Here is a 20,129-nt window from a genome sequence, read left to right on the forward strand (position 1 = left end):
AAATGGTAGTAGGAGATTTCGCCATTGAACTAGATACAGTCGTAATCGGAGCTGGTCCTGGAGGATACGTTGCCGCAATTCGTGCCGCAGAAATGGGTCAAAAAGTTGCGATTATCGAACGTGAATACATCGGAGGCGTTTGTTTAAACGTTGGATGTATTCCTTCAAAAGCTTTAATTGCTGCTGGACATCATTACCAAGAAGCACAAGATTCTTCAACTTTTGGTGTAACAGCTAAAGGAGTCGAATTAGACTTTGCAAAAACACAAGACTGGAAAGATAACACAGTTGTTAAATCATTAACAGGCGGCGTTGGCATGTTATTGAAAAAACACAAAGTAGAAATTATTGAAGGCGAAGCATTCTTCGTTGACGAAAATACATTGCGTGTTATTCACCCAGACTCAGCACAAACTTACTCATTCAATAATGCTATTGTAGCAACAGGTTCTCGTCCAATTGAAATCCCAGGATTCAAATTTGGCGGACGCGTGTTAGATTCTACAGGCGGTTTAAACTTAAAAGAAGTTCCTAAAAAATTCGTTATTATCGGTGGCGGTGTCATCGGTGCTGAATTAGGTGGCGCTTATGCTAACTTAGGTTCAGAAGTAACAATTTTAGAAGGTAGCCCATCAATTTTACCAACTTATGAAAAAGATATGGTTAAAGTTGTCACAGACGACTTCAAGAAGAAAAACGTAACAATCGTGACTTCTGCAATGGCTAAAGAAGCTGTTGACAATGGCGATAGCGTCACTGTTAAATATGAAGTTAACGGAAAAGAAGAAAGTGTTGAAGCAGATTACGTAATGGTCACTGTTGGACGTCGTCCAAACACAGACGACTTAGGCTTAGAACAAGCGGGCGTTGAAATTGGCGAACGTGGTTTAATCCCAGTTGACAACCAAGGACGTACTAACGTGAAAAACATCTTCGCAATCGGCGACATCGTACCAGGTGCTGCGTTAGCGCATAAAGCAAGCTACGAAGCAAAAATTGCTGCTGAAGCAATTTCTGGTAAGAAAGTTGCAGTTGATTACAAAGCAATGCCAGCTGTTGCCTTTACTGATCCAGAATTGGCAAGCGTTGGTATGACTGTTGCAGAAGCAAAAGAAGCGGGAATCGAAGCAAAAGGCTACAAATTCCCATTTGCTGGTAACGGCCGTGCAATCTCTTTAGATAAAACTGAAGGATTCATGCGTTTAGTTACAACTGTAGAAGACAATGTCATCATCGGTGCACAAATTGCCGGTGTCGGTGCAAGTGACATGATTTCTGAATTAGCTTTAGCTATTGAATCTGGCATGAATGCAGAAGACATTGCTTTAACAATCCACCCACACCCATCATTGGGCGAAATTACTATGGATACAGCTGAATTGGCTTTAGGTTTACCAATTCATATTTAATAGTATCACTTTGTCGCACGACAGATATAATGCGCCTTTTGCACTTGTTGCATTAGCCACAGCAAGAGCAAAAGGTGTAAAAAAACAACGACTTCTCGGAGTCGTTGTTTTTTTATGCTCTGTTCTTTCTTTTACGGTATTTAAGAGGTGTTTCACCCGTTTCTTGTTTAAAGATACGGACAAAATAGCTATCTTCAACAAACCCTAAATCTTCACTGATTTGGGCGATCGTTTTATCTGTCTCCAAAAGAAGCTGTTTAGCCCATGTGATTTTTAATTGTCGATAAAATTGACTAAAGGGAATACCAAACTCCTCTTTTAATAAACGACTTAAATACGTCGGTGTCAAATGAACAAGGTCTGCCAGTTCTTGTAAATTTAAACGCAGCGATTTGTTTTCCCAAAGGGCATCTAAAACCGGTTGTAATTGCTTATTTTTAGTTTGATAGGCACTTGAAGGAGTTAATTGAGCAGTTAATAAAGTTTGTTGAATATCTTTTTGGATCATATTTAATGGCTCCAGTTCTTCTTTTCGCGAACTAATCTGTAAGGATTGTTTGTACGTATTGATTAAATAATCTTTTTTGATGGCTTCAGAAATAATATATTGGCTTAGATCAGCGATTAATGTCGCGCTCTTTTCTAAGTCTGCTAGTTCTAAAACAGGGTATTGTTGATACAGCTCTTGGTGTGTTACTAAAAATTCTTGAATGAAGGCATCATTCATGGTTAAAACCTGTTCTAACTCTTCTTGGTGATCTTCGAGCAAAACTTCACCAGCCATAATGGCTCCTACATACTGGTCATCAACAATAATGGGGATGGCCATATCAACGATGTTAAAGTGACAACGGTAGATAAAAGGCTGACCAGTGCGAACAGCTTCCAAGCCACCACGAGCATCACATTTTTCACAAAGTTTCGAGAGCTCAGGGGAGTGACGTACCAGTTGGCAAAAGGGTTGAACTTGACTATGTTTCGTCACAGGACGACCTTTATAATCGACTAAAATAATGGCTAAACGAGTGCTTAAGGCCAATGATTCTTGCAATTTTTCCCACTTTTCTAAATCTAAAATATTTTTTAATTCTACAGTCATATGGCAATCCTTCAATCTAAAGTTTAAAAATCATAATATTTTATTATTTCACAAAATAATTCTATCATTTTTTGCAAGAAAACGATACCAAAAGTTCAATGCTTTTTGGATGAAAGCGTTTTATACTATGTATGTAAACAAAATATAGGAGGCTATCAACATGAGAAAAGCATTGATTTTACCAACGAAATATGTTCAAGGGGAAGATGAATTACTAAACTTAGGTTACTTCGTTTCAACTTTTGGAAAAAAAGCGTTACTAATTGCAAATCCTGCTGACGTTGATCGTGTACGTCCGCAATTGGAAGAAACAGCGAAAAAGTTTGACATTACCTTCGTAGAGGGCGGCTTTAGTGGAGAAGTAACGCGTGAAGAAACAAAGCGCTTGCAAAACGTTGGACAAAAAGAACAAGCAGACTGTATCATTGGTTTAGGTGGCGGTAAAGCAATCGATGCTTCAAAAGTCGTAGCAGAAGGTGAAAACTTAATTATTGTACCAACGATTGCGGCTCAAGATGCACCAACTTCGCATTCAGCTGTACTATATCATGAAGATGGCTCATTTGATGATTATGCTTACTTTAAACAAAGTCCAAGTGTCGTTATGGTTGATACAAAAGTGGTTGCCAAAGCGCCAACTAGATTTTTAGTTGCTGGAATGGGGGATGCCTTATCCACATATTTTGAAGCACGCGCAACACACAATTCATATTCTCGGGTTAATGCTAGTTTGCCAATGGGTTCAAGAGAAGGCTTAACGCCCGCTGCTAGCGGCACATATGCAGCTTTGGCCATGGCGAAACTTTGCTGGGAAAACCTACAGGAAGATGGGTTAAAAGCGAAATTAGCTTGTGATGCAAACGTGGTTACTGAATCATTGAATAAGATTATCGAAACAAATATCTTACTTTCAGGCTTAGGTTTTGAAAGTGGTGGTTTAGCTGCAGCGCATGCGATTCATAACGGTATGACAGTCTTACCTGGTGCGCACAGTTATTTACATGGTGAAAAAGTAGCTTTTGCAACGATTGCACAACTTGTATTAGAAGATGCAGCAAAAGACGAATTAGAAGCTGTTTTAGACTTTAGCGCTTCTGTAGGTTTACCGTTAACGCTTTCAGACATTGGTGTCGATGGAATCACTTATGAAGAAGCGTTGGAAGTAGCCAAAATTGCTTGCATTCCAGAAGAATCAATTCATTCAATGCCATTCCCAATTGTCGTTGAAGAAGTAGCGAATGCAATCATTGTTGCAGATAAAGTCGGACAAGAATATAAAACAAGACATAAATTAGATTAAGGAAGTGTCCACATGAAAGCAGATATTTTACTCGTTTCACATAGCAAAATGATTACAGATGGTATTAAAGAGATGATTGAACAGATGAATGCCAGTGAAGAAATTAAGATTCATTCACTTGGTGGCACATCAGATGGTTCATTAGGTTCAGATCCAATGAAAATCATTGACACGATTAACGAAGCGGACTCTGACCGAGAATTTTTAATTTTTGCCGATTTAGGCAGTGCCGTTTTAAGTTCAGAATTAGCTTTTGATATGCTAGAAGAAGACCAACAGAAACATTATCATTTAGTCGATGCCCCATTGGTTGAAGGTGCCTTTGCGGCAGCAATTACTGCAGGTGTCTCAGATGATTTGACGCAAATTTTAGCAGAAGCTCAAAATGCTGGTAAGAAAGGGTGGAACTAAATGAAAAAAATTATTAATGAACCTGGTAAAATTGTTGAAGAAATGCTCCAAGGAATTGTGAAAAGCTATGGAAACCTTGTTCATCAAGTCGAAGATTCTCGCGTGATTGCTCGCAACGACTCAAACAAACAAGTTGGGTTAGTATCTGGTGGTGGAAGTGGTCATGAGCCTGCACATGCTGGGTTTGTTGGTGATGGAATGTTAAATGCCGCAGTTTTAGGTGATGTCTTTACTTCACCAACACCAGATCAAATTTTAACAGGGATCCAAGCGGCGGACCAAGGGGCCGGGGTTCTGTTAATCGTAAAAAATTATACAGGCGATATTTTGAACTTTGAAATGGCCAAAGATATGGCTGATATGGAAGACATTCATGTAGAAATGGTCGTTGTCGATGACGATATTGCTGTCGAAGATAGCACCTATACCGCTGGAAAACGCGGCGTTGCCGGGACTGTTCTTGTCCATAAAATTTTAGGACATCATGCCCGCCAAGGTGCTTCTTTAGAAGAGCTCGTTTCTTTAGGAGAAAAGATTGTAGCAGCCACGAAAACAATTGGAGTGGCTTTAAAAGCAGCCACTGTGCCTGAAGTTGGCAAACCAGGTTTTACTTTACCAGAAGATGAAATTGAATTTGGCGTAGGGATTCACGGAGAACCAGGCTATCGTCGTGAAAAAATCCAACCATCGAAAGAGTTAGCGAAAGAATTAGTTGAAAAAACATTAAGTAGCTATGAACAACAACCACAAACAGTGGGGGTACTTGTCAATGGCATGGGCGGCACGCCATTAATGGAACAATTTGTATTTATGAACGACGTGCTAACATTATTAGAAGATAAAGGTGTTCAAGTGACCTTCCATAAAGTGGGTAACTATATGACGTCTATTGACATGCAAGGTTTATCTTTAACGATGATTGACTTGGCGACAAAAGACTGGCAAACAGCGCTAGAAAGCAATGTAACAACAATTTCTTGGTAAGGGTGATAAAAGATGGAATTAACAGTAAAAGACATTCAAACATGGTTAGACAATTATTCAAAAGTTATTGAAGAAAAAAAAGACTATTTAAGTGAATTAGACACGCCGATTGGTGATGGGGATCACGGTAACAACATGGCTCGTGGTATGGCTGAATACAAAATTGCGTTTGACAAAAAAGTACCAACAACAATCACGGAGACATTTAAAGTCCTATCCATGGCCTTGATTTCAAAAGTTGGCGGAGCTTCTGGTCCTTTATATGGTACTGCGTTTATGAATATGACTAAAGCGACAAAAGATTTGGAAACCATCAGTTCGCCAGAGCAATTAAAAGAAATTGTTCAGCAAGGTCTAGCTGGGATTCAGATGCGGGGCAAAGCTGAACCAGGAGATAAAACGATGGTTGATGTCTGGGCACCTGTTGCTGAAGTAATTGGAACGGAACAATTTAATGAAGAAAAAATTGAACAATTTGCTGAAGCAACAAAAGATTGGGTGGCGAAAAAAGGACGTGCCTCTTATTTAGGGGAACGAGCAATTGGTCATATTGATCCAGGAGCAGCATCTAGTGCATTATTATTTGAAGAACTAGTCAAAGTAATCAATCAATAACAGTGAGAAAAAAGTTTAGCAAGTGCCTCTCTTGAAGCGCTTGCTAAACTTTTTTATAAATAATGGTTTCTTTTGTTCATCTATGGGATAATTTAAGTAACAAAAAATAACAAAGATAGACCAATGGGGGATTTAAAGATGAAAAAGCATGTGATTGTGGGATGTTTATTAATCGTTAGCTCAATGTTTGTAAGTGCTTGTGGAAATTCGTCAGACGTGACCACGGAAAAAACCAGTGTCACAAAACAAGTCGAAGCTACGGGACAAAGCACATCCTCTTCTGTAGACCAAACCAAGTATGATGCCATTATTACAGAAGCTAAAAAGTTAACGGCAGAGGGGCAATATAAAGAATCAGAAGAAAAATTAGCTACGATCCCTGTTAGCGATTTAGGGAAACCTCACTATTCGATCGTTAAAGAAACGGTTGAGAAACTAAATAATCAAAATAATGAAGGCTTAAAAAGACAAGAAGAAGTCGCGGTTGAAAAGCAAACGAAGTCGAGTCCGGCACCCACGGAATCACTTAAACCGATTCCAGATGAATTTGCTAAATGGGCAACCACGTATCTTTTTTATTATCCACGAGGAGATCAAAAGCAAGCGGGTTTAATCATTGAAGCGAATGGAGCAGTCACGCAGACGAATACGAATGGCGAAATTTACACAGGAAAAGCCGAAATAAGTGGAGCTTCGGGCACTATTTTAAGTTATGATACGACTAGTTATCGCCCGACGACCCAACCAGCTACAAAATCGATTACTCCAAATGTTAAAATCACTGTTACTTGGAACAATGGCGGCGGTGTTGATGTTTATTATGGCTACGTTTCTTATTCACAACGTTTAGCTTTGACAGATGGTATCGCCGTGACAGACGGGGTCAAAGAAGTTTGGCTTTCATAAAAAGAGCTAGACATTCAAGCAAAAACTTGAATGTCTAGCTCTTTTGTTGATTGAATCGGGGGATATAAATACTTAGTTTCGATAAGAACGAACGGTATTGTTAATAGCGGAAATACTATATTTTAATTCATCTTCTAACGTTTGATCAATGTCTGTGTCTAAAGTTTCTGCAAACATGGCTTCATATTCAGCGATAGAAAGTTCTGTCCGATTATCCAGCAGTGCTAAATGAGTTTCTTTTTGTAAATGATTTTGATAACCAGCTACTAATTCACCAGTGAAAAATTCAGCGACAGCACCAGAACCATAACTGAATAACCCAATTTGATTGCCTGCGGTTAAAGTCGTTGCATTTTCTAAAAGGGAAATGAGTCCCAGATAAAGTGAACCCGTATACAAGTTTCCTACGCGACGACTATAGATGATGCTTTCTTCATAACGAGCTAAAATTCGTTCCTGTTCTGCTTCAGTTTGGTCGGAGATTTTTGCTAATAAGGCTTTTTTGCCCATTTTTGTGTAAGGAATATGGAACGCTAAAGCATCATAATCTGCAAAATCAAGACCGGTTCGTTTTTTATGTTCATCCCAGACTTGGGCAAAAGATTGGATGTAGGTTTCGTTTGACAAAGGACCATCGACCATAGGATACGGATGGCCTGTTGGACGCCAAAAGTCATAGATATCTTGCGTCAGCATCACATTATCCTCTTTTAAAGCCAAGATGCGCGGTTCACTAGCAACTAACATCGCAACCGCCCCAGCTCCTTGTGTAGGCTCACCGCCAGAATTTAAGCCATATTTTGCAATATCTGCCGCTACGACCAAGACTTTTTTATCTGGATGTAAGGCTACGTGATTCTTAGCTAACTGTAAGCCTGCTGTTGCTCCGTAACAAGCTTCCTTGATTTCGAAAGAGCGAGCGAAAGGTTGAATCCCCATTAAACGATGTAAGACAACTGCGGCCGCTTTTGACTCATCGATACTGGACTCAGTCCCGACAATCACCATATCAATGGCCTCTTTATCTTCTTTGGTCAAGATCGCTTCTGCGGCATTGGCTGCAAATGTCACAATATCTTGGCTGATTGGGTTCACCGCCATTTGGTCTTGCCCAATACCAATATGAAATTTTCCAGGGTCTACATTTCTGGCTTCAGCCAGTGCCGTCATATCAATATAATAAGGGGGCACAAAAAAACTAATTTTATCAATCCCAATTGTCATTTCTTTAACTCCTTTACGATAAATAGATTCATTATATAAAATAGCACGAAATGAACCAAAATGGGGAATTTTTGTATTAACTTCATAGATTATTAAAAAATATCTTATAAGTCTGTTAACATTCAGTAATTGGCACTTGTGATTCTGGGATTTTATGATATATTTCAAGATGGAGGTGCATTTAGTTGAAAACAGTAGTTATTATTGATGCATTACGAACACCAATTGGAAAATATAAAGGCAGCTTAAGTCAAGTAAGTGCCGTAGACTTAGGAACACATGTTACAACACAACTTTTAAAAAGACATTCCACTATTTCTGAAGAAATTGATCAAGTAATCTTTGGAAATGTTTTACAAGCTGGAAATGGCCAAAATCCCGCACGACAAATAGCTATAAACAGCGGTTTGTCTCATGAAATTCCCGCCATGACGGTTAATGAGGTCTGCGGATCAGGCATGAAGGCCGTTATTTTGGCGAAACAATTGATTCAATTAGGAGAAGCGGAAGTTTTAATTGCTGGTGGGATTGAGAATATGTCCCAAGCACCTAAATTACAACGATTTAATTACGAAACAGAAAGCTACGATGCGCCTTTTTCTAGTATGATGTATGATGGGTTAACGGATGCCTTTAGTGGTCAGGCAATGGGCTTAACTGCTGAAAATGTGGCCGAAAAGTATCATGTAACTAGAGAAGAGCAAGATCAATTTTCTGTACATTCACAATTAAAAGCAGCTCAAGCACAAGCAGAAGGGATATTCGCGGACGAAATAGCCCCATTAGAAGTGTCAGGAACGCTTGTGGAGAAAGATGAAGGGATTCGCCCTAATTCGAGCGTCGAGAAGCTAGGAACGCTTAAAACTGTTTTTAAAGAAGACGGTACTGTAACAGCAGGGAATGCATCAACCATTAATGATGGGGCTTCTGCTTTGATTATTGCTTCACAAGAATATGCCGAAGCACACGGTCTTCCTTATTTAGCTATTATTCGAGACAGTGTGGAAGTCGGTATTGATCCAGCCTATATGGGAATTTCGCCGATTAAAGCCATTCAAAAACTGTTAACGCGGAATCAACTTACTACGGAAGAAATTGATCTGTATGAAATCAACGAAGCTTTTGCAGCAACTTCAATTGTGGTCCAAAGAGAGCTGGCTTTACCAGAGGAGAAGGTTAACATTTATGGTGGCGGTATTTCATTAGGTCATGCGATTGGTGCCACAGGTGCTCGTTTATTAACAAGTTTAAGTTATCAATTAAATCAAAAAGAAAAGAAATATGGAGTGGCTTCTTTATGTATCGGCGGTGGCTTAGGACTCGCTATGCTACTAGAGAGACCTCAGCAAAAAAAAAACAGCCGATTTTATCAAATGAGTCCTGAGGAACGCCTGGCTTCTCTTCTTAATGAAGGCCAGATTTCTGCTGATACAAAAAAAGAATTTGAAAATACGGCTTTATCTTCGCAGATTGCCAATCATATGATTGAAAATCAAATCAGTGAAACAGAAGTGCCGATGGGCGTTGGCTTACATTTAACAGTGGACGAAACTGATTATTTGGTACCAATGGCGACAGAAGAGCCCTCAGTGATTGCGGCTTTGAGTAATGGTGCAAAAATAGCACAAGGATTTAAAACAGTGAATCAACAACGTTTAATGCGTGGACAAATCGTTTTTTACGATGTTGCAGATCCCGAGTCATTGATTGATAAACTACAAGTAAGAGAAGCGGAAATTTTTCAACAAGCAGAGTTAAGTTATCCATCTATCGTTAAACGGGGCGGCGGCTTAAGAGATTTGCAGTATCGTGCTTTTGATGAATCATTTGTATCTGTCGACTTTTTAGTAGATGTTAAGGATGCAATGGGGGCAAATATCGTTAACGCTATGTTGGAAGGTGTGGCCGAGTTGTTCCGTGAATGGTTTGCGGAGCAAAAGATTTTATTCAGTATTTTAAGTAATTACGCAACGGAGTCGGTTGTTACGATGAAAACGGCTATTCCAGTTTCACGTTTAAGTAAGGGGATCAATGGCCGGGAAATTGCTGAAAAAATTGTTTTAGCTTCACGCTATGCTTCATTAGATCCCTATCGGGCAGTCACGCATAACAAAGGGATCATGAATGGCATTGAAGCTGTAGTTTTAGCTACAGGAAATGATACACGCGCTGTTAGCGCTTCTTGTCATGCTTTTGCGGTGAAAGAAGGTCGCTACCAAGGCTTGACTAGTTGGACGCTGGATGGCGAACAACTAATTGGTGAAATTTCAGTTCCGCTTGCTTTAGCCACGGTTGGCGGTGCCACAAAAGTCTTACCTAAATCTCAAGCAGCCGCTGATTTGTTAGCAGTGACGGATGCAAAAGAACTAAGTCGAGTAGTAGCGGCTGTTGGTTTGGCACAAAATTTAGCGGCGTTACGGGCCTTAGTCTCTGAAGGAATTCAAAAAGGACACATGGCTCTACAAGCACGTTCTTTAGCGATGACGGTCGGAGCTACTGGTAAAGAAGTTGAGGCAGTCGCTCAACAATTAAAACGTCAAAAAACGATGAACCAAGACCGAGCCTTGGCTATTTTAAATGATTTAAGAAAACAATAAAAAAACAGTTCAGCAGAAATTATTCTGCTGAACTGTTTTTTTTCACATTAGGTAGCCGTTTCAGGCCACGAATCGGTTTTACTTTTAAGACATCTAAGAAGAAAGTGAACACAGGGATTCCTACAATAAGTCCCCATACACCAAAGAGACGCTCGCTAACTAATAAAATGACAAACGTATAAAAGATTGGTAACTCTGTTTTACTAGACATGAATTTAGGATTTAGCACGTAAGATTCAAATAAATGGACGATTGTAATTAAAGCTAAGATATAAATCACATCGTTCAAGCCACCTTGGGAATAAGCGATGAAACTTAGCGGAATGCAGGAAATAATCACACCAGCAACTGGGACTAAGCTCAAAATGAAGATCATAATGGCTAAACTAGGTAACTGAGTAAAGCCGATTATCGCCAAGGCCAAAGTAGTAATGACTGTGTTCACCACAGCAATGAAAAACTGAGCTTCCATTACGACACCAAATGTGTTGACGAACTTGTTGGCGAAATAATAGATATCCTGAAAAAACCAATCAAAATCACTTTTTAAAAATAACTTAGAAAAATCGGCCATTTGCTTCTTCTCAATCATAAAGAAGAAACTTAAAATAAAGGACATGACAAATGATAAGCCGACAGCGCCAATATCTTGAATGTAGCGTAAAATCATTGAAGCGCCATTCTGGAGTTGAGAGAGTAAGTTAGATTTTTCCAAGTATTGATCAATAAATTGCAATACTTGATTTGTATCTGTATGTGGACTTTGATAAAAATCAACTACAGAATTAATCATTTGAGTCGTTTGGTTAACTAGAACGGGAACATATTTAGTAATCGCTAGATAGATTAGAAAAACAACCAATGCATAGGTTAAGAGAACGATGACAATCGTCGGGATTTTCATATAGCGTTGAACAAAATGGACCAAACGAACAGCTAAATAGGTAAAGATAAATGTTAAAAGAATGGTTGTAATCATACTTCTGGATAAATAAAGCACAAAAATAATCAAAGCAAGGACGCAAAAACGTCGCAAACGTTCATTTTGAATAAATTTTTGATACAAACTCATAGGGGAAACTCCTTCTTTACTGAATAATCAATCCTGTTAAGAATAACATAACCATACCGATGGCAGCTAGGCCGCAAACAATAATATGGCGGCGTTTGTACATCACTACAATGGCGATGAACTCTCGAATAAACGCGTTAGGTAAAAAATAAAAAGCGGTTTTTGCACCAATGCCATCAGCTTTTAAGCCAGCCATTCGAGCGAAAAGACCCGCTCGGAAAAGGTGATAATTGTTTGTAGTAAAAATGGCTTGGAAATTAGCATTTCCAAAATCCTCAATCATTGTTTCTTTGGAAAAACGCATATTTTCTAGTGTGTTTTTTGAATGAGCTTCTACTAAAATATCATCATCAGGAATACCTTGTGTCAAAGCATACATTTTCATCGCGACACTTTCAGGAAGTAATTCATCGGGACCTTGGCCACCAGACATGACGATTTTTGGTGGATTTAACGTTGCGCGATTTTGAGCCTTGTAAAATTGAATGGCTTTGTTGATGCGGGCTTGCAATAACGGCGGCACAATCTCACCATTGATTAACCCCGAACCTAACACAACAATATAATCCTGTGTATATTTTGGCTGATTAAATTGATACAACGTAGAAACAGTTAAAAAATTATAAAAAACAAACGCGAAATAAGTCAAAATAAATGGCGCAATAGTTAAGGGTAAGGAGAGCCAAGTTGGTAACAACGATTGAAAAAAGAAATTATAAATTAATAGTAATGTTAAGCCAATTGCCAGCAACAACGTCAACAAGTTCCCTAGAGACCGACCTTCTTTTCTCATAACAACGACCGCATTCCAATAGAGGAAAATAATTAAAGCATAGATTCCTAGAGCCAAAGCAATTAAAATAGCTAGAATTGCAATAATTGCTAAGGTTATTAAAAAGTAGTTGTTTGTACGAATCGCAGTAATCCCTAAATAAGTCGCTAGAACCACAAGAAAAATATTAAATAATGTTCCATTCAGTAAACGCCTTTTTTCTTTGAAGTAGAAGAGCGCAAACAAGCCAAAAAAAGCAATGGGGATTAAAAAGAAGGCTGTACCACGAATGATTTCTAAATATAAAACATATGAGAAGAACATAAAGACAGTCCAGCCAAACATCCACGGCAACCAATCGTGTTCTTTTTTCTTTTTCCGCCACGAGGGAATGAAAAAGAGACCCAATAAATAAACACCTAAAAAGGTTAAATCACCATAAAATTGCATAAATAAACTCCTTTAAAACATTTTTCCTCTTCAGTATAACGAAAACTCTTCAAAAAAAATAGAGGAAGCACTTAGTTTCAGAAAGTTTTCTTGTTCTTTTTTTTATAAAAAAAACCTGACGATTAACGTCAGGTTTTTGAGTCAGTATTGTTTAATTAAGCTTTAGTAACGTTAGTTGCTTGAGGGCCACGTTGACCTTCTTCGATTTCGAAAGTTACTGCTTGACCTTCTTCTAAAGTTTTGAAGCCGTCACCTTGGATAGCTGAGAAATGTACGAATACATCGTTTCCGTTTTCTGCAGTGATGAAGCCAAAGCCTTTGTCTGAGTTAAACCATTTTACTGTACCTGTTTCCATAATAAATATCCTCCTAGATGTGTGTTATAACACATTCATATTTTGCAATTACTTGAAAGGTGAAAAATGTGGAAGATGTTTATTTGAAACAGCTACCCATATTACCGAACAAAAACTACATCTATTACTATAGCATACTAACTGGTTTTTGTATAGCGATAACCTTATTTTCTTTTTTATCGGATGTTTTTTAAAAACTAGAAAGTGAAGATAAGGCTGTTATAGTGCTGTTTCAATAAGACTCAGAAAAAAAGCCTATTGTAAGGCGCTTTCTTACAATGGGCTTTTTGCCTGTTTTTAATAACGGAGGATAGCCGCTAAGGATTTTTCATCTGGTGCAGCTTTTTGGTCTAAAACAAAAACTTGACCGCCGTTTTGAATGACTTGGTAAGCAATGGTGTTTAAAAGTTTGCGACGATCGTACTCTTCAGATGACATTTCATTGTTTTCAGTAACAAAGAGTGACGTTGCAATAAAAAGATGGGAAATTTTGCCGTCAGCTGCCGCTGGCGAAATATCTGTAAATTGATCTAAGAATTTACGATCTAGTAATTTGTTATAAGAAGCTGTTTCTTTTTCTGTTAACTCTGCAGCTATTTTTTCACTAGCGCTGCGGATATCTTGAATGGTTGCTTGTGCAGGTGAAGCAGCAACTGAAATTGAGCAATCATAATAAGGATTTTTAGCAATCTTTTTAAAGAGTGTTTGGTTTTCTGGTAAAGCATAAAGATAAAGCGGTAATTTTTCAGGATTATCCAGTTGATCTTTTAAGAAAGTATCGACTGCTTGATAGTAGTTCACCCAATCAATTTCAACTTCTTTATCTTTAGTATTGATGCTATGATAAGCGACACCTTCTTTAGAACCGTTAGAACTACCTTGAGTTGAAAAGTTTAAATTACCCCCCGTTAATTCATCACCTAAAGCTGTGACCACGTCTGTTGGTGCATCTTTAGGCAATTCAACAGGAGTCACAGTCGTATGATCGACTTTGTAAAGTTTCATTGAATCGCGATTTAGAGCAAGTAGGTAATAATGGTAGTTAAATTGTTTGTCTTTGACTAGTCCAAGTAAATAAGGGATCGTGTCCACGTAATATTGATCGTCAACGGGCACATCTAATCGTTGAACAAAGGTGTTCTCTGGAGATAAGATGATTGAAACACTTGCTGTGCCGTTGCGCCAGAAGGAAGCATCAGCTAGAAGTGCGTCAATTTTTTCTTGAAAAACGGCCCATTTTTCCTCAGGAAATTTTTTTTCAAAGCGTGTTTTTGCCGCTTTTGCAAAATTTTTCAAAACAAGCGAATCTTTTTCTACGTTTTGATGAGCGACATGGGTGTTAAACAAGAAAGTAACAAACGGTCCATGAACTTCTTCAGAAAATAATGTTGATAAGCTATCTTTTTTTTGATTTGCCATAATAAAATCCCCCTTCTAAAAGTAAGTGTAGCACAGGAAATCGAATGTTTAAAACAATATGTTCAATAAAAGAAAACGCTTTAAAGGATCTAAATAAAGGACTGTTAATGGTGCTCTAATAAAAGTTTTATAAAAAATATAGCTGAAACTCATGATAAAAAAGGCACAAACTACTATACTTACGTTATGCCAATTATCCCGAATTGGTTTTTTCATACTTACTCCTACCAAGAGTAAATAACAACCTTCATTTCCACCACAGACGACGGTCGTGGTGGTTTTTTTGTTTAGGTTCTAGTTTTTGCTATTAATTGACTAGGAGTAGTGAATGCTCTTTAAGAATTTGTCATTTCAAATTTACGGAACCGCAAGAAACGATTTGCTTCTTCCTCTAACTGAGTAATTTCTTCTTCTGTTAACTCTTCCGTAGTAATCTGAATATGTAACTCTTTTTGTGTGCTTGTCATAGGTGCCTGATGATTGATCTCTGTTTGTTGGGTGCGGCCCATTAAATAGTCCAAGGAAACAGAAAAATAGTCTGCTATTTTTAAAAGATTCTCTACTTTAGGCGAAGAGGTATCCCAACGACGAATTTGTCCATTGGAAATGCCGACGTTTCTTTCTAATTGGGCGAGGGTTAATTGCTTTGACTGAGCTAATTGTTTAATGCGAGAAATTAAGGTCATTTCAAGTCCTCCTTGCGTTTTCCGTTTGCTAATTTTAAATTAGCGTAAAAGCGAATGGTTGTCAATTGCGAGCGTGTAATAAGAAGGTGAACATCTCATGAGTGATTTTTTAGAAAATTTCCGATGAAAAAAAGAAGAAATAGAGTTATTATTAGTAAGTAAACTGTTTTGGAGCGAGAGGGGATGAATCAATGGAGAAAATTAAAAGTTACCAAGAGGATTCTGAAGTGCAGAAAAATCGTTGGTGGATCTTAGTTTCTGTGGCTATGTTTACCTTCATGTCTACATTAGATTCCAGCATTGTAAATATTGCTTTACCGACTATTTCAAAAGAAATGTCCGTACCCATGAATCAAGCGGAATGGGTCGTATCTATTTATTTAATGGTTGTCTGTGCTTGTTTATTATTATTTGGAAAAATTGGCGACAGTTTTGGAAAAATAAAAGTTTATCGAATTGGCACGGTTATTTTTACGATTGGTTCGTTACTTTGTGGCTTTAATCATTCGCTGAGTTTTCTATTATTTGCGCGAGTCGTTCAAAGTATTGGTGCTAGCATGACCATGGCGACCAATTCAGGAATTATTACGGAAGTATTCCCTTTAAATGAAAGAGGGCGGGCGCTTGGTGCAGTAGGTGCCTTTGTCTCTTTAGGCGCGATTGCTGGTCCTGGGATTGGTGGATTGATCTTATCAAACTTTTCTTGGTCGTATATTTTTTGGATTAATGTTCCCGTGGGGCTAGTTACAATTTTAATTGGCGAAAAGTTTCTACCAAAAGATATTACAAAAACAAAAGAAAAAATCGATTTTCCTGGATTTGCTTGTATTGCCATTGCAATTATGACGTTCTTCGGCGGGATTTTCCTCGGACAAGAGAGTGGGTTTGGCTCGTTACAATCCTATTTATTGTTCATTATTGCAGTAATCGCATTAGGATTATTTATCATGGTTGAACGAAAAAGAAAAAGCCCACTTATTAAGTTCGCAATTTTTAAAAATAAAATTTTTACTTTAAGTTTATTGTCCGCCGTTTTAATTTTTGCCTCAAACTTTTTTGTAAATGTTGTCATTCCATTTTATTTGCAGGATGCACGCAAACTAAGTGCTAGTTATGCTGGTCTATTAATGATGGTATTTCCGTTATTAATGGTGGTTGGGGCTCCTCTGAGTGGCTATTTGACGGATAAAATTGGCCCAGGTATTTTAACATTTGGCGGATTGTTGCTCTTGTGCTGTACGTCGTTAATGTATATGTTTTTAGATATGAATTCGCCCATCTGGTATTATGTCATTGCAACAGCCATTATGGGCTTGGGAAATGCACTTTTCCAGTCTCCAAACAATACAATGGTTATGAGCAGTGTTGAAAAGCAAGATTTAGGTGTAGCAGGAAGTATGAATTCTTTTGCTAGAAACTTAGGAATGGTTATTGGGATTGCGTTGTCAACGACCATTTTATATCGTGGCATGAGCGAAGCCTATGGTGAACGAGTAACCACGTATCTGGCTAATCGCCCAGATATATTTATTGTGGGAATGCGTGAAACCTTTTTTGTCGCCTTTCTATTATGTGTGGCGGCCTTTATATTAACGATTTTACGTTTTCGGAAAACAACCAAATAAGTAAAAAGAAACAGACGAGAAAGATTCATGATTTTTCTCGTCTGTTTCTTTACTAGCTAAGAAAATAAGCAAATGCGATTGTATATTTCTAATTCTCTGTTACAATAAAGAAAGTAAACTGTACTAAACTGTACTACTTTTAAGAATGAATTTGACGATTAATTATCATAAGAGTGTGTAGAAAATACCGTAGGAGGAATACAAATGGAACTGATAGGACATGGACATTCATGTATTGAAATTCGTCTAAACGACGGCACGAACCTTTTATTTGATCCTTTTATTAATGGCAACCCTTTAGCGGACGTTTCACTTGAAGATTTACACCCTGATTACATCTTAATCACCCACGGACACAGCGATCATATTGGCGATATGCTAGCAATTGCTCAAGCAAACAAGGCAACGATTATTGCGATAGCTGAAGTGGCTACGTATGCGCAGTCGCAAGGGGTAAAAGCGCATGGAATGAATCTAGGTGGGCGTTATGTCTTTCCTTTTGGTTCGGTTAAATTTGTGCCAGCTTTGCATAGTTCTGGTTATGAAATAGACGGCGCAATGACCTACATGGGCGAAGCAAGCGGGATTATTTTAGAAGCAGAAGATAAAAAAATTTATCACGCTGGTGATACGGCGTTGTTTTCAGATATGCGCCTTTTTGCAAAAGACAAATCCATTGATGTAGCGTTCTTACCAATTGGCGATAATTATACGATGGGACCAGAGGATGCGCTAGAAGCAGTCTCTTACTTAAATCCCAAAATAACCATTCCAATTCATTACAATACCTTTCCTGTTATCCAACAAAATCCAGCAATATTCGCAGAGCAAGTAGTTGGCGGGAAAGTATTAAACCCAGGAGAGACGATCCTAGTTTAGGAGGAAATTATGGCGACGAAACATGATCAAATTTTAAAACATATTGAAGAATTACCAATTGGCGATCGAATCTCTGTTCGAAGCATTGCCAAAAGTTTAAGTGTTAGTGAAGGAACAGCGTATCGGGCCATCAAAGATGCAGAAAATATTGGGCTTGTTTCCACCATTCAACGTGTTGGTACGATACGAATTGAGCGGAAGTTAAAAAAACATATTGAAAAATTAACATTTGGTGAAGTGGTCCGGATTATTGAAGGGGATGTGTTAGGCGGTAGCTCTGGTCTAGACAAAGTCCTTAATAAATTTGTAATTGGTGCGATGACAGAAACCGCGATGACGCGATATATTACTCCCGGATCCTTAATGATTGTTGGTAACCGCCAAGGCGTGCAAAAGCTTGCTTTAGAAAATGGGGCAGCCGTTTTAATTACAGGTGGATTTGAAACATCTGAAGAGATTGCGCAGTTAGCAGATCGTCTGGGTATGCCTGTCTTGAGAACCACATATGATACATTTACTGTGGCTACTATGATTAACCGTGCTTTAAGTGATCAGCTGATTAAAAAAGACATTTTACTCGTCAGTGATATTTATACAGCGCTTGAAAAAACCAATTATTTATTGACAACTCAAACGATTGCAGATTATCAGGCATTATCTGAAAGTACCCATCATTCTCGTTTCCCAGTAGTAAATAAGAAATTACGTTTAGTGGGGATTGTCACAGCCAAAGATGTCATTGGTAAAAGTGAACATTTAACCGTGGATAAAGTCATGACAAAGGATCCCAATGTTGTGAAAAAGATGATGAGTGTAGCGAGTGTCAGTCATCAAATGATTTGGGATGGTCTAGAAGTCATGCCGGTGGTGGAAGATGATTTAGCGCTTGTTGGAATTGTTTCTCGCCAAGATGTGATGAAAGCCATGCAATTGGTGCAACGGCAACCACAAATTGCAGATACAATTTCAGATCAAATTTCCGGGGAAGTGATGCCTGTTGAAGAAAATGGCAAAGAAACAACCCGTTTTCGTTTTTCGGTTGCGCCCCAAATGGTTAACAGTGTTGGTACCATCTCGTTCGGTGTCCTAAGTGAAATTATTTCTAACGTGACACAACGAACAATGTTGATGAATCAAAAAAGAAATGTACTAATTGAACAAGTGAATCTACATTATTTGCGGCTAATCCAGTTGGAAAGTGAATTGGACATTCGTCCACGTATTTTAGAAATTGGTCGTCGCTCTGCAAAATTAGATATCGAAGTTTATTTAGAAAATGTCATTGTGGCAAAAGCAATTGTTGTTTGCCAAGTGATGGAGAGAACGTAGGAGGCTACAAAGAATGGACGTAGTAAAAGAAATTATGGCAGCAATTAAACAATATGAAACAATTATTATTCATAGACATCAAAGGCCCGACCCAGATGCGATTGGCTCACAGGTTGGGTTAGCAGAACTCTTAAGAGCGAGCTTTCCTGAAAAAAATATTTATCAAGTAGGCGGACCAGTGGAAGGCTTAGAGTTTTTAGCTGAAATGGACGTTATTACTGACGATGTCTATCGAGGTGCATTAGTCATTGTAACAGATACTGCAAATGCTCCACGAATTAGTGATGCGCGTTTTTCTTTAGGCGATCAATTAATTAAAATCGATCATCATCCGAATGATGAACCTTATGGAGATTTAGTTTGGGTGAATACAAATGCAAGTAGTTGTAGTGAAATTATTGTTGATTTTTGGCAACAGCATTTAGCAGAATTAACGATGACAGATAATGCAGCTCGTTTATTGTATGCTGGGATTGTGGGGGATACAGGACGTTTTCTTTATCCTTCCACTTCGGCGCATACACTCGCTGTCGCTGCGCAATTGCGTACGTTTAACTTTAATGCCGCAGACTTAAATCGTGAGTTAGACCAAATGCCTTTAAAGGTTGCTAAATTAGCGGGTTATATTTATCAAAATTTAGAAATCGACGCAAATGGCGCTGCTCGTGTCGTTTTACCACAAAGTATTTTAAACAGTTATGATATTGTCGATTCTGAAACGGCAGCTATTGTTTCAATGCCAGGAAAAATTGAAGATGTTCTCTCATGGGCAATCTTTGTTGAACAGCCGGAAGGTTATTATCGCGTTCGGTTACGTTCCAAAGGACCCATCATTAATACAATTGCTAAAAACCATCATGGCGGCGGCCATCCTTTGGCAAGTGGCGCTAATGCACGTGATGCGGCTGAAATTGAAGTGATTTACCAAGAAATCCAAGCAGCTTGCCAAGAGTGGGCTCAAAAATAAATAAGTAATTAGAAAGTAGTTATCGGTCG

18 protein-coding genes are annotated in these 20,129 nt (G+C 38.4%); 11 read left to right on the forward strand and 7 right to left on the reverse strand.

Annotated elements, in window-relative coordinates; all coding sequences use genetic code 11:
- Positions 1 to 2: 2 nt before the first annotated feature.
- Complete coding sequence (gene lpdA, locus AB3I34_RS01865) at positions 3 to 1,409, forward strand: dihydrolipoyl dehydrogenase (RefSeq protein ID WP_002357765.1); 1,407 nt, start codon at positions 3 to 5, stop codon at positions 1,407 to 1,409.
- A 112-nt stretch (positions 1,410 to 1,521) separates the two neighbouring features.
- Here the strand turns inward: lpdA and AB3I34_RS01870 are convergent, their stop codons facing one another.
- Positions 1,522 to 2,508 carry a PocR ligand-binding domain-containing protein gene (locus tag AB3I34_RS01870; RefSeq protein WP_002382271.1) on the reverse strand — a complete coding sequence of 329 codons (987 nt, stop codon included), beginning with the start codon at positions 2,506 to 2,508 and terminating at the stop codon, positions 1,522 to 1,524.
- A gap of 160 nt (positions 2,509 to 2,668) precedes the next feature.
- Here AB3I34_RS01870 and AB3I34_RS01875 point away from each other — a divergent pair, with 160 nt between their 5' ends.
- The 5 genes from AB3I34_RS01875 (at position 2,669) to AB3I34_RS01895 (ending at position 6,724) form a co-directional block, all read left to right on the forward strand.
- Entirely contained in the window at positions 2,669 to 3,808 is a 1,140-nt protein-coding gene (locus AB3I34_RS01875; RefSeq protein WP_010712392.1) for a glycerol dehydrogenase, read from the forward strand.
- Positions 3,809 to 3,820: 12 nt separating this feature from the next.
- Positions 3,821 to 4,219 carry a dihydroxyacetone kinase phosphoryl donor subunit DhaM gene (gene dhaM / locus AB3I34_RS01880; protein WP_010712393.1) on the forward strand — a complete coding sequence of 133 codons (399 nt, stop codon included), beginning with the start codon at positions 3,821 to 3,823 and terminating at the stop codon, positions 4,217 to 4,219.
- On the forward strand, positions 4,220 to 5,203 hold the full coding sequence (dhaK, locus tag AB3I34_RS01885; protein WP_002357760.1) for a dihydroxyacetone kinase subunit DhaK: 984 nt from the start codon (positions 4,220 to 4,222) through the stop codon (positions 5,201 to 5,203).
- A gap of 12 nt (positions 5,204 to 5,215) precedes the next feature.
- Entirely contained in the window at positions 5,216 to 5,818 is a 603-nt protein-coding gene (gene dhaL / locus AB3I34_RS01890) for a dihydroxyacetone kinase subunit DhaL (protein ID WP_002360441.1), read from the forward strand.
- Positions 5,819 to 5,941: 123 nt separating this feature from the next.
- On the forward strand, positions 5,942 to 6,724 hold the full coding sequence (locus AB3I34_RS01895) for a hypothetical protein (protein ID WP_002394413.1): 783 nt from the start codon (positions 5,942 to 5,944) through the stop codon (positions 6,722 to 6,724).
- Between the two features lie 72 nt (positions 6,725 to 6,796).
- On the opposite strand, the gene AB3I34_RS01900 is transcribed toward AB3I34_RS01895, so the two are convergent.
- Positions 6,797 to 7,948, reverse strand: a complete 1,152-nt coding sequence (locus AB3I34_RS01900) for a hydroxymethylglutaryl-CoA synthase (protein ID WP_002357756.1) — start codon at positions 7,946 to 7,948, stop codon at positions 6,797 to 6,799.
- A gap of 185 nt (positions 7,949 to 8,133) precedes the next feature.
- Here AB3I34_RS01900 and AB3I34_RS01905 point away from each other — a divergent pair, with 185 nt between their 5' ends.
- Positions 8,134 to 10,545, forward strand: a complete 2,412-nt coding sequence (locus AB3I34_RS01905; protein WP_010712394.1) for a hydroxymethylglutaryl-CoA reductase, degradative — start codon at positions 8,134 to 8,136, stop codon at positions 10,543 to 10,545.
- A gap of 19 nt (positions 10,546 to 10,564) precedes the next feature.
- Here AB3I34_RS01905 and AB3I34_RS01910 read toward each other — a convergent pair whose 3' ends face one another.
- The 5 genes from AB3I34_RS01910 to AB3I34_RS01930 form a co-directional block, all read right to left on the reverse strand.
- Positions 10,565 to 11,617 (reverse strand): AI-2E family transporter, encoded by a 1,053-nt coding sequence (locus AB3I34_RS01910; RefSeq protein ID WP_002357754.1) that lies wholly within the window; start codon positions 11,615 to 11,617, stop codon positions 10,565 to 10,567.
- Positions 11,618 to 11,633: 16 nt separating this feature from the next.
- Complete coding sequence (locus tag AB3I34_RS01915; RefSeq protein WP_010817250.1) at positions 11,634 to 12,839, reverse strand: YdcF family protein; 1,206 nt, start codon at positions 12,837 to 12,839, stop codon at positions 11,634 to 11,636.
- A 155-nt stretch (positions 12,840 to 12,994) separates the two neighbouring features.
- The gene (locus AB3I34_RS01920; protein ID WP_002357750.1) at positions 12,995 to 13,195 is read right to left on the reverse strand and encodes a cold-shock protein; all 201 of its coding nucleotides are present in this window, start codon (positions 13,193 to 13,195) and stop codon (positions 12,995 to 12,997) included.
- 297 nt (positions 13,196 to 13,492) lie between these two features.
- Complete coding sequence (locus tag AB3I34_RS01925; protein ID WP_002357749.1) at positions 13,493 to 14,614, reverse strand: hypothetical protein; 1,122 nt, start codon at positions 14,612 to 14,614, stop codon at positions 13,493 to 13,495.
- 335 nt (positions 14,615 to 14,949) lie between these two features.
- Positions 14,950 to 15,300, reverse strand: a complete 351-nt coding sequence (locus AB3I34_RS01930; protein ID WP_002377642.1) for a helix-turn-helix domain-containing protein — start codon at positions 15,298 to 15,300, stop codon at positions 14,950 to 14,952.
- Positions 15,301 to 15,491: 191 nt separating this feature from the next.
- Between AB3I34_RS01930 and AB3I34_RS01935 the strand changes: the two genes are divergently transcribed.
- The 4 genes from AB3I34_RS01935 to AB3I34_RS01950 all read left to right on the forward strand — a co-directional run bounded on the left by AB3I34_RS01935 (position 15,492) and on the right by AB3I34_RS01950 (position 20,100).
- Positions 15,492 to 16,925, forward strand: coding sequence for an MFS transporter (locus AB3I34_RS01935; RefSeq protein WP_010712396.1), 1,434 nt, complete (start codon positions 15,492 to 15,494; stop codon positions 16,923 to 16,925).
- A gap of 204 nt (positions 16,926 to 17,129) precedes the next feature.
- Entirely contained in the window at positions 17,130 to 17,804 is a 675-nt protein-coding gene (locus AB3I34_RS01940) for a metal-dependent hydrolase (RefSeq protein ID WP_010712397.1), read from the forward strand.
- Between the two features lie 9 nt (positions 17,805 to 17,813).
- Positions 17,814 to 19,133 carry a DRTGG domain-containing protein gene (locus tag AB3I34_RS01945; protein ID WP_002357743.1) on the forward strand — a complete coding sequence of 440 codons (1,320 nt, stop codon included), beginning with the start codon at positions 17,814 to 17,816 and terminating at the stop codon, positions 19,131 to 19,133.
- 13 nt (positions 19,134 to 19,146) lie between these two features.
- Positions 19,147 to 20,100 (forward strand): bifunctional oligoribonuclease/PAP phosphatase NrnA, encoded by a 954-nt coding sequence (locus AB3I34_RS01950; RefSeq protein ID WP_010712398.1) that lies wholly within the window; start codon positions 19,147 to 19,149, stop codon positions 20,098 to 20,100.
- Positions 20,101 to 20,129 lie beyond the last annotated feature (29 nt).

The sequence above is a fragment of the Enterococcus sp. C102(2024) genome (assembly GCF_040888205.1).
Taxonomy (GTDB): Bacteria; Bacillota; Bacilli; order Lactobacillales; family Enterococcaceae; genus Enterococcus; species Enterococcus faecalis.

Excerpts from the sequence above, each read along its gene's own strand:
- AB3I34_RS01875 (WP_010712392.1), top strand. The coding sequence starts at position 2,669 with ATGAGAAAAGCATTGATTTTACCAACGAAATATGTTCAAGGGGAAGAT.
- dhaK (WP_002357760.1), top strand. The coding sequence starts at position 4,220 with ATGAAAAAAATTATTAATGAACCTGGTAAAATTGTTGAAGAAATGCTC.
- AB3I34_RS01920 (WP_002357750.1), bottom strand. The coding sequence starts at position 13,195 with ATGGAAACAGGTACAGTAAAATGGTTTAACTCAGACAAAGGCTTTGGC.
- AB3I34_RS01915 (WP_010817250.1), bottom strand. The coding sequence starts at position 12,839 with ATGCAATTTTATGGTGATTTAACCTTTTTAGGTGTTTATTTATTGGGT.
- dhaM (WP_010712393.1), top strand. The coding sequence starts at position 3,821 with ATGAAAGCAGATATTTTACTCGTTTCACATAGCAAAATGATTACAGAT.
- AB3I34_RS01950 (WP_010712398.1), top strand. The coding sequence starts at position 19,147 with ATGGACGTAGTAAAAGAAATTATGGCAGCAATTAAACAATATGAAACA.
- lpdA (WP_002357765.1), top strand. The coding sequence starts at position 3 with ATGGTAGTAGGAGATTTCGCCATTGAACTAGATACAGTCGTAATCGGA.
- AB3I34_RS01930 (WP_002377642.1), bottom strand. The coding sequence starts at position 15,300 with ATGACCTTAATTTCTCGCATTAAACAATTAGCTCAGTCAAAGCAATTA.
- AB3I34_RS01910 (WP_002357754.1), bottom strand. The coding sequence starts at position 11,617 with ATGAGTTTGTATCAAAAATTTATTCAAAATGAACGTTTGCGACGTTTT.
- AB3I34_RS01935 (WP_010712396.1), top strand. The coding sequence starts at position 15,492 with ATGGAGAAAATTAAAAGTTACCAAGAGGATTCTGAAGTGCAGAAAAAT.
- AB3I34_RS01870 (WP_002382271.1), bottom strand. The coding sequence starts at position 2,508 with ATGACTGTAGAATTAAAAAATATTTTAGATTTAGAAAAGTGGGAAAAA.
- AB3I34_RS01940 (WP_010712397.1), top strand. The coding sequence starts at position 17,130 with ATGGAACTGATAGGACATGGACATTCATGTATTGAAATTCGTCTAAAC.
- dhaL (WP_002360441.1), top strand. The coding sequence starts at position 5,216 with ATGGAATTAACAGTAAAAGACATTCAAACATGGTTAGACAATTATTCA.
- AB3I34_RS01895 (WP_002394413.1), top strand. The coding sequence starts at position 5,942 with ATGGGGGATTTAAAGATGAAAAAGCATGTGATTGTGGGATGTTTATTA.
- AB3I34_RS01945 (WP_002357743.1), top strand. The coding sequence starts at position 17,814 with ATGGCGACGAAACATGATCAAATTTTAAAACATATTGAAGAATTACCA.
- AB3I34_RS01900 (WP_002357756.1), bottom strand. The coding sequence starts at position 7,948 with ATGACAATTGGGATTGATAAAATTAGTTTTTTTGTGCCCCCTTATTAT.
- AB3I34_RS01925 (WP_002357749.1), bottom strand. The coding sequence starts at position 14,614 with ATGGCAAATCAAAAAAAAGATAGCTTATCAACATTATTTTCTGAAGAA.